General features: G+C 34.9%; 5 protein-coding genes. All 5 read right to left on the reverse strand.

Annotated features, from left to right (window positions below):
* The coding region (locus G632_RS20765) for a hypothetical protein (protein ID WP_035783197.1) at positions 1-215 on the reverse strand (215 nt) is incomplete at its 3' end.
* 63 nt (positions 216-278) lie between these two features.
* Positions 279-656: an immunity 22 family protein gene (locus G632_RS0118210; RefSeq protein ID WP_022770950.1), complete on the reverse strand. Its 378-nt coding sequence runs from the start codon at positions 654-656 to the stop codon at positions 279-281.
* A gap of 16 nt (positions 657-672) precedes the next feature.
* Positions 673-1,269 (reverse strand): hypothetical protein, encoded by a 597-nt coding sequence (locus G632_RS0118215; RefSeq protein WP_155828931.1) that lies wholly within the window; start codon positions 1,267-1,269, stop codon positions 673-675.
* Positions 1,266-1,826: a hypothetical protein gene (locus G632_RS0118220; RefSeq protein ID WP_026512702.1), complete on the reverse strand. Its 561-nt coding sequence runs from the start codon at positions 1,824-1,826 to the stop codon at positions 1,266-1,268. The genes G632_RS0118215 and G632_RS0118220 overlap by 4 nt, the downstream gene beginning before the upstream one ends.
* Before the next feature lie 40 nt (positions 1,827-1,866).
* Positions 1,867-2,523: a hypothetical protein gene (locus G632_RS0118225; protein WP_022770953.1), complete on the reverse strand. Its 657-nt coding sequence runs from the start codon at positions 2,521-2,523 to the stop codon at positions 1,867-1,869.
* Positions 2,524-2,706 lie beyond the last annotated feature (183 nt).

Genomic DNA, 2,706 nt, shown 5'->3' on the forward strand with positions numbered 1-2,706 from the left:
CACTTTGATTTTCCTTGTGTCCAGATTCTTGGTAAAATCTGCCCTTCAACATTTTCAACTAAACTCTTAACATTCCCAAAGAGAATTAGTTGCTCAAACAAATCATAGGATTCAAGCTCTTTATCTCTTTTTATAATCTCAAATCTTTTGTTTTCTATATCTGCTTCTGCGACTATTGCTATATTATATTTTTCGATAAATTCATTAATGTTCATATTCCATCCACATCTTAAAATCCCTGTCTCCGGGATAGCGGTCTAAACATCATATGTCAATATTTAGACATTTACGCAACCAATATAATCAAGCCTTCCAGAAGAAAGTATCGAACTATCATATTCAAAGTTATACAACAGTACAATACAGTTATAGTTTTGAATCTCCGTATCTCCCAAAATGATTTCAAATTGCGGGATTATTACGTCATCAGCAGTGAATCCCATCAGCAAAGACCGCACATCACGCGTTCTATCTTTTATCCAATCTACTTCACTTGCGTCCATATCGTATTTGCATATCCTAAAATCACGTTGAAATGATGACTGAAGCTGGTTGCCATCTTTATCATACTTAACATCCATATAGCCATCTAATTCTTCTTTGCTTTTAAATCTTCCAAGCCAAAGAGACACTCTGATATTTTTAACCATGTTCATATATGCTCCAAAATGATTATTTGGCTCTAGTTTCTGCTTTTCTTTCTTCAGCAATCACAAGAGCCAATTCCTCAGGTATTTCATCAAGATCACAATCTCCTCCAATGAATTTTGTAAGGAGATCCTTTCTTTCCTCCCACTCCCCGGCTTTGCTTAAAAGCTCAACACGAAGTCCATCTCTGCGCAGCACTCCACTGCCAATATGAGATTTATAGTACTTGTATTTTACCTGATCAGATCTAGGGCTTATGTAACTGACACCGACCTTTTCTTCGTAATACTTATCAATTTCATCAAAAGAGCTAAAGATGTTTTCACGATATATCTTTCTTTCATCTTCAGTAAACTCATATTTCATCAGCTCTTTATAAACATTTAATCTCACTGCAAGCGCAAACAAACATTTTTCTGCGCTATATGGTCCGTTAAACATTGTGTTCGGCATTCTATCATCGTTAATGTAGAGAAACCAATCATTATTATACTCAAAGCATCCTATAACTCCGGGCCTTGATGTGAATTCTCCCAAGCATATATGGTTAAGGTAGCTCTCTCCTCGCTTGGCCGTAATTAGCGGTAATAATTCACTTTGTAGCATTTCTAACTCAGTCATACTCCATCCTTATTCTTTCTGCTTTGAGCGATAGCTTCAGCCTCAGCTTCTGTTATTTCATAGAATCCAGTATCTAACCCTATAAATTTTCTCAAAAGCTCAATATTCTCGACCCAATTACCATTTTTATCAATATATTCTACCAAGTATCCTTTTTTTCTCATTGCGCCATTACCAATATCAAACTTGTAATATGTGTACTTTTCGTTTTCTATTGATTGAACGCTTTGGGGAACAACATTGTTAGCAAAAGTATTATTCTCATTCAAGAACGTTACCTTGCTGGTTTGAGCTCTTTTTATTATATACTCGCATGCTTCTTCCTCAGTTGAAAACACCTCATTATGGCATCGCATTCCTCTTTCTGAGTCAGTTATAAAAAAGACGCAGGCTTCACTTTCGGCGACTCTATAAACACCAAATACATCAGGTAAGTTGTTTGTTCTCCCAATATTACATATATCAGCTCCTGAGACGTAATGCTTAGGACATCCATAATAGTTCATTGGTAACAGCCCTTCTTTTTCCAAGAATGACTTTAATTCATCTATTTTCATGAACACTCACCTGCCTCTTTCCTCTTCAAGCCCTCTAGTTTCATCCATTTATTGCCATATTTAACCATTCATCTACTACATCCCAAAATCCGACGTTTTTTGCTGATTCTCCATCTTTAAAATACAAATACGCATTATTTGAATTATTATCTATTGCCACATAATCACCCATTCCATTGGAAAAATAACCTAAATAGTCTTGAAGATTATCATTATGTGAATTATGGTCTACCAGTTCTTTAAGGTTCTTGATTTTGTTACTCTCTATTAGTCCCATTGCCTTATAACAATAATCATAAAACCCGTCATGCAGATTTGTATAAAAAGGCTTTACAGTTGAAGCAAGTCCGCATTCATCCAAATGAACGTTATATGGATTTCCACCTATATAATATATTTCTTCACCGACAGGACTCTGAATTACATAGAGCAAATAATATTTATTCCCCACTTTAAGAAGATTAATATCTCGTAGATTAGACTTAAGCGAGTTTATAACTAACGATAACTCATTCCCAACTACTCTTTCCCATAATGAGATGGCGATGTTGATTCTCTTTTCTGGGGACTTTTCATTTACCAACGAAATCCATTCTCTGGGAACAATTCCTTTAAGGTCCTGTTCTTCCAATTCACGGATTACAGTTATGTCTTCATTACACAAATTGTAAGCTTGAATCACTGATAATTTACTCATTATTTAATCTCTCTAAAAATTCCTCTAGACTATACATATTATTAAGTTCCCTATTCTATACTGCCTCTTTTAGTCATAAAGCATGGGTTGCTAATTATCCAAGATCAATCGAGGTCTTAATATAATGTACTTCTAACTCAGACATCTTAAAGTCTTTAAAATATCCCAATAATAATCCACGGT

It is taken from the genome of Butyrivibrio sp. NC2007 (assembly GCF_000421405.1).
Taxonomy (GTDB): Bacteria; Bacillota; Clostridia; order Lachnospirales; family Lachnospiraceae; genus Butyrivibrio.